This window comes from Collinsella sp. OM08-14AT (assembly GCF_003438115.1).
Taxonomy (GTDB): Bacteria; Actinomycetota; Coriobacteriia; order Coriobacteriales; family Coriobacteriaceae; genus Collinsella.
Map to the genome: position 1 here is coordinate 1 of NZ_QSTE01000012.1, position 6,122 is coordinate 6,122.

Annotated in this window: 7 protein-coding genes; 4 read left to right on the forward strand and 3 right to left on the reverse strand. The window is 61.0% G+C overall.

Annotated elements, in window-relative coordinates:
- Window positions 1–476: 476 nt before the first annotated feature.
- Window positions 477–1,445 carry a 3'-5' exonuclease gene (locus tag DXC18_RS07310; protein WP_117583776.1) on the reverse strand — a complete coding sequence of 323 codons (969 nt, stop codon included), beginning with the start codon at window positions 1,443–1,445 and terminating at the stop codon, window positions 477–479.
- 171 nt (window positions 1,446–1,616) lie between these two features.
- On the opposite strand from DXC18_RS07310, the gene DXC18_RS07315 reads away from it, so the two are divergent.
- Complete coding sequence (locus tag DXC18_RS07315) at window positions 1,617–2,705, forward strand: putative manganese transporter (protein WP_117583775.1); 1,089 nt, start codon at window positions 1,617–1,619, stop codon at window positions 2,703–2,705.
- Between the two features lie 19 nt (window positions 2,706–2,724).
- On the opposite strand, the gene DXC18_RS07320 is transcribed toward DXC18_RS07315, so the two are convergent.
- Together DXC18_RS07320 and DXC18_RS07325 are read right to left on the reverse strand one after the other, a co-directional pair.
- Window positions 2,725–3,207: a DUF188 domain-containing protein gene (locus DXC18_RS07320; protein ID WP_006235439.1), complete on the reverse strand. Its 483-nt coding sequence runs from the start codon at window positions 3,205–3,207 to the stop codon at window positions 2,725–2,727.
- On the reverse strand, window positions 3,208–3,810 hold the full coding sequence (locus DXC18_RS07325) for an HdeD family acid-resistance protein (protein WP_117583774.1): 603 nt from the start codon (window positions 3,808–3,810) through the stop codon (window positions 3,208–3,210).
- 233 nt (window positions 3,811–4,043) lie between these two features.
- On the opposite strand from DXC18_RS07325, the gene DXC18_RS07330 reads away from it, so the two are divergent.
- From DXC18_RS07330 to DXC18_RS07340, 3 genes are all read left to right on the forward strand, one after another.
- Window positions 4,044–4,715: a nitroreductase family protein gene (locus DXC18_RS07330; protein ID WP_117563980.1), complete on the forward strand. Its 672-nt coding sequence runs from the start codon at window positions 4,044–4,046 to the stop codon at window positions 4,713–4,715.
- A gap of 82 nt (window positions 4,716–4,797) precedes the next feature.
- Window positions 4,798–5,340, forward strand: coding sequence for a histidine phosphatase family protein (locus DXC18_RS07335; RefSeq protein ID WP_117583773.1), 543 nt, complete (start codon window positions 4,798–4,800; stop codon window positions 5,338–5,340).
- A 17-nt stretch (window positions 5,341–5,357) separates the two neighbouring features.
- A complete protein-coding gene (locus DXC18_RS07340; protein ID WP_117583772.1) occupies window positions 5,358–5,993 on the forward strand; it encodes a histidine phosphatase family protein in 636 nt (211 codons plus the stop codon).
- Window positions 5,994–6,122 lie beyond the last annotated feature (129 nt).

Below are 6,122 nucleotides of genomic sequence, written 5' to 3' on the forward strand. Positions count from 1 at the left end.
TCGAAATTTATCGATGGCCTATTTCAGACTGTAATGGGCAGCTTCGGCTGGGGAGGTTTCTGCCAGCTGCGCCTTTTTTGGTGAACTTTATTTGCGGGTTCGTAGCTTCTGGGCGTTTTTACCGAACGCCCAGAAGCCTCACCAACATAATTTGAGTTATTCGGCCTTATCCTATACGAATGGTGTGTTTACAATGTCCTATTCGAATTGATTCAGGTAGATTTATGGGGCTTGGTTGCGAAATAAAGGCGACTACAGCGCTCGATTGCGGTTCAAGGGGCCTTGACTAGTGGTTCAGCTGGCCGAACAACTCGAAAAATGTAGGTGGGTCAACCTGTCGACTGTGTGAAGCACGCGTATTTGCTTGTTTTGATGAAAACTAGGGTGCAGCCATAAGGCTGCGCCCTAGTTTACTGCGTGCCGGTGCGCCCAGAGGATTGCGCTGTGCCTGGCAGGCGCTCCCGCAGATGGATCGGTTATTTCGCAAACAGGTTCTTGAGGTTGAACTCGGCCTGTACCGTGCGGAGCATGAGGTCGGTGTCGTCCAGACCCAGATGCTGCTCGTTGGCGTCGGCGGCGAGGGTTCCGCGGCGGCGCGCCCAGTTCTCGAGCGCGGCGGGGGCGGACTCGCGGGGGAGCGAGCGGACGTCGGCATCCAGGCTGCGGCAGATCTGGCGCGAATCGATGACGATAATCTTGCCGGCACGGCGCGCCTCGGCGTAACCGTCCAGGTGAATTTTGAACCAGCTGTCCTCGAACGCGGCGTTATGCGCCATATAGGGATACTTCTTCATAAGCTTGAGCAGCTGCTTCTGCAGTTCCTTGTTCTCGCGGAACGGCTTTTTGCCGTCGATGTCGTCCCAAGTAATGTGATGGATGTTCGATAGCGGCACATCCTCGCCGCGGTAGATGTCGGGCAGGCCACAGTAGTGCGCCTCGGCATCGTGCGGGACGGCGTCGCTGGTGAGTTCCATGATCTCCCAGCCGACGTTGATGATATAACCGCGTTCGGGTGCACGGCCGGTGGTCTCGATGTCGATACCGAGCACGGTGCCCTGGATGGGCTTACGGGCGTAGGCCACGCCGAGCGCGTCGCGGTCGCCGCGGATCTCGCGCATGACCGACGCGGCGGTGCGCTTTTGCATCTTGCCGATGGCGGCGCAGGTGTCGGCATCGGACAGGCCGCGCGAAAGCGTCGCGGGCGTCACGTTGCGCAGGCGCGCCTCGCCGATCTGGTCGCACAGGTCGCGGTTGCGGTCGGCCAGGTCGCGCACGGTGGCAAAGTCGAAACCGGGGTCGCCCTCGGCGGTAAAGTACTCGGTTTCGAGCGCCTTGAGGGCCTCCTCGCCCTTCTGGCGCTCGGACTCCATGGCGCCGTGATCGCCATAGATAAACATGGGGATAAACGGCTGGCGCTCGTATTCGAGTGCTTGCGAAACGTTCATAGGCTGCTCCTTGGACGGGCCGCGTCGCGCGGCTCGGGGTTACTGAGTTGTGGCGAGATGATAGTTTACCATGGGCAACTATTGGCACAACGCCCGGGACAACTACAATACCCTAGTTGACCGCTAGGACTTTTACAATGTTGCCGAAAGACACGAAAGGTTCCATCCGTCATGGATTTACTGATTGATATTCTGCTCGACGCCGGCAAGGACACGCTGTCCCTGGTGCCGTTTTTGTTGGTGACGTATCTTGCCCTCGAGACGCTGGAGCATGTGGCGGGCGACCGCGTCAACGGCGCTATCAAGCGCGCGGGCGCCGCCGGCCCCGTGGTTGGCTCGTTGCTGGGCATGGTGCCGCAGTGCGGCTTTTCGGCCATGGCGGCCACGCTGTACGCCGGTCGCGTCGTGACGCTGGGCACGCTGGTTGCGGTGTTCCTCTCGACCTCAGACGAGATGCTGCCGCTGTTGCTCGCCGAGCAAGTTCCCGTGCAGACCATGGCGATGCTGCTCGCCTCGAAGGCGCTGATCGCTCTGGTCACGGGCTTTATCGTGGATGCGGCTATCCGCGGCCTTCGTCGTAATGCCCGCGCGCATGCGGCGATTCGCCGTACCGTGTTGGGGACTGCTGCCAATCCGGCTCATGTGAACTGTGCGCACGACGACCACACTGGCGGTGACATCATCGACGAGGTTGCCGAGGCGGGCGTGAGCGCCGACCATATCCACGAGTTGTGCGAGCGTGACCATTGCGGTTGTGATGAAGACGAGGACGAGCACGAACACGGACATGGCCACGATCACGAACATGAGGGCGAGCATGAACACCATCATGACCACGGTCACTCCCACTCCCACGAAGGCGCTCCTGTCCTGTCGATTATCCGCAGCGCCATCTCGCATACCGTGCAGGTATCGGCATTTATTTTCCTGGTGACGTTGATTCTGGTCGCCGTCCTCGAGGCCTTTGGCGAGTCCGCAATCGAGCAGTTCCTGCGCGGCAATGAGACGCTCGCCGTCCTGGGCTCGGCGCTTGTCGGCCTGATCCCCAACTGCTCAGCGAGCGTAGTCATTACGCAGCTGTACCTGGAAGGCGCGCTGCAGCTGGCCCCGATGCTCGCCGGCACGCTCATTTCCGCTGGCGTGGGCTACCTGGTGCTGTTCCGCACCAACCGCAGCGCTCGCGAAAACGCCCTGTTTCTGGTCATGATGTACGTCATCGGCGCCGGCTGGGGACTCGTTCTCTCCGCCTTTGGTCTCTAAGCCCAAAAATCTACCTTGGTTAGCGCAGCAGCTCGGTGAGGTTGCGTTTAAAGCGGGCGCGGTCTTCGCTGGTAAATGCTGCCGGACCGCGAGTGCGTCCGCCGGCGCGGCGTACCTTCTTTTCCTCGTGGCGAATAAACAGCTGCATGTCGATGGTTGCTTTGTCGTAGACGCGCCCGCGCACACCGATAGCGGCGGCATCGCGCCCGAGCACCATGCTCGCCAAGCCAATGTCCTGCGTCACGACCACGTCGCCCGCCTGCAGGCGTTCGACAATGGCAAAGTCGGCGCTGTCGGCGCCCACGCTCACGTCGAGCGTCGTGACCCAAAAGCCGCGTCGCGCGTGCTCGGCATCGCGCGGGTCGTCGCGGCGAATGTGCCGTTCCAGGTTTTGCGTGCTGTTGCCGGCGATAACAACGGCGACGCCCGCCCGCCGCGCGCAGTCAATCGACTCGCGCGTGACCGGGCAGGCGTCTGCATCAATAAAGAGCGTTCGTGGCATCTAGCGCACCAGTTTGCCAAACTGAATGGCGCGAACAATGAGCGTCACGCCAAACACCAGCAGCGCGGCACCGCTAAAGATGACGAGCATCTTGGCCGACCACAGCGGATAGATAAACACGAACATGCCCGCGATGATGGAGAGCGCGCCGCTCAGGATGGCGAGGGCGCGGTTGGCGGAAAGCTCGGATTCCAGAATCGACATGACGCCCTCGACGATCCAGCCAAAGCCGGCGACGACCACCACGAGCGTGGTGAGCGTCGCGGTCGAGAAGGCCTGGTTGCGCAGGATTATGACGCCGCCCAGAATGATGAGCAGGTTGGAGATGATGCTCGTAACGCGCCAGCCGGTGGGCAGCAGCGGCTCGAAAACAGCGGTAAACAGCCTGATCGCGGCCGTGATCACAAAGTAGATGCCCAAGACGGTCGTCAGGAAGACGAGGGATTTGGCGGGCGCAAACAGCAGTGCGATGCCGGCGACGAGCGCCAAGACGCCCGTGATGGCGTAAATCCAGCGCACGGCCTTGACGGCCTTGCCTGCCATGCTTTTCTCGTCAAATCCAAACGCGCTCGATTGCTTGTCATCGTTCTTAAAGATGCCCATGATGTCTCCTTTCCGTGCGGCGTAAGCCGTAGCTCTTGCAACCAGTATCGCCCAAGGGCGCCGTCGCGTGGGGCGGGAAGGGCGAATGGGAGCCTCATCTTCCCGAATTGTTACCTTTGTTCCCGTTTGGATGCGGAATATTCAACAGGTGTGGAACATTGCGCCGCTGTGTGTAATTGCCTACGTTTTAGGTTAGATTTTCTTAAGAACAATTGGCTTTTATTGGGGGTCTTATGAACGAAGCTGTTCCCGCGGCGCCGGTAAGCGCCGAGTCGATGGCAAAGCAGGGTTGCGAAAAGCTTGGCCTGGACACGTTTGACGCGCTGGTCCGCCGCGCCCGTACGTGCCGCCGTTTTGACGAGTCCATGCGCGTGCCGCGCGAGTTTTTGCTCGAGCTGGCGGAACTGGCGCACCTGGCTCCCTGCGGCGCCAATGCTCAGCGTCTGCGTTTTCATGTGGTGAGCGGTGCCGAGGATTGCGCGCGTGTATTTGATGAGCTTGCATGGGCCGGCGCGCTTAAGGATTGGTCGGGTCCTGCCGAGGGCGAGCGTCCGACCGGCTACATCGCGATTCTTGCCGAGCGCGCTGTTCCGGGTAAGCCCGCCGCGCCCATCACCGAGGTCGACACGGGCATTGCCGCGCAGACGATGATGCTCGCCGCTCGCAGCGCCACGCCCGAGGTGGCAGCCTGCATGTTCAAGGCCTTTACGCCCCACGCGATCGATGCTATGGGGCTCGATAACGACAAGTATGAGCTCAAGCTGATCATGGCTTTTGGCGTGCCGGCCGAGACGCAGATGATCGATGCGATCGATTCCAACCCCGACGGCTCAATTAATTACTGGCGTGACGATGCGCAGGTGCACCACGTACCCAAGCGCCCGCTCGCCGACGTGCTGGTGTAGCTGAGCGTCACCGCGGCGTGATCAGACGGTAAACCACCACAAAGGTGCCTGTCCCCTTTGTGGTGGTACGAGGGGAGAGCGTGTGGCAGATCTGTATTTGGTGCGGCATGGGCAGACTGAGCTCAATGTGCAGAGCATTTTGCAGGGCTGGCACGATTCGCCGCTTACGGCGCGCGGGCGCGAGCAGGCGCTGACGGCGCGTACGGCGTTTGCGGCGCGTGGCGTGGCCTTTGATCATGTGTATTCCTCGCCGTTGGGCCGGGCGCGGCATACGGCCGAGCTTATCGTTGGCGAGGGCCGTTCCATTGAGCTGGTCGATGACCTGCGTGAGTGGCATTTTGGCTCGCTGGAGGGCACATCAAATCGCGAGATGCCGCCGCAGCCCTGGGGCGATTATCCGGTGGCCTTTGGCGGCGAGTCGGAAGTGCAGCTTCAGTCGCGCATGGTCGCGGCGCTGTCCCGTATTATGGCCCGGCCGCAGCACAACTGCGTGCTGGCGGTTTCCCACGGCTCAGCCTGCCAGGAGTTTCTTGAGTATGTGACTGGCGGGGGAGAGCTACCCGACAACGGTGCCGTGCTTCATTTTGGCTATTGCGACGGGGCGTTTTCGCTCTTGGGTTGGTAACGAACGAAAGGACCCCTATGAATAAAGATCTGTATCTGGTCCGTCATGGACAGACGATATTCAACCTTAAGCGTATCATTCAGGGGTGGAGTGACTCGCCGCTTACGCAGTTGGGTTGCGACCAGGCGGCGCGCGCCGGCATGTTTTTACGTGCGCGCGGCATTGAGCCCGATCATGCCTACACCTCCACGCTTCATCGCACCGAGCAGACTATCGCCAACTTGTGGCCGGGCTTGGCGTACGAGCGCCTGGACGGCCTGCGTGAGTGGTTCTTTGGCGACTTTGAGGCCGAGCGCGTGATGCTTATGCCCGAGCGCCCGTGGCGCGATTTCTATCGTCAATTTGGCGGCGAGGGCCAGATCCAGGTGCGCGAGCGCATGGTGACGACGCTGACCGAACTCATGCAGCGTCCGGACCATACGTGTGTGCTCGCGGTAAGCCATGGCTCGGCTATCAAGGAGTTTATGGATCACGTGAAGGGTGCGGCGGCCGACGAGCGCGATCGCGTGCCGGGCAACTGCTCGGTGCTGCACTTTGCGTTTGGCGACGAATCCGACACGTTTGAGTTGGTCGAAGTCTTTACGCAGGAGGATTACGCGTGCGAGCTGGGGCTTGAACCGCTTGTAGCGGCAGTAGGCCCGCAGCGCGGGTAGCGCTGGCGTTGCGGCGCGGTTTGCCGGCGAAATTGTTTGATGCGAAAGGGGCGGGGATGCATGCACGGGCATTGCATCCCCGCCCCTTGTTTGTTTGGATGCTGGGTTTTCCAGCTTAGCGTTTGAGTT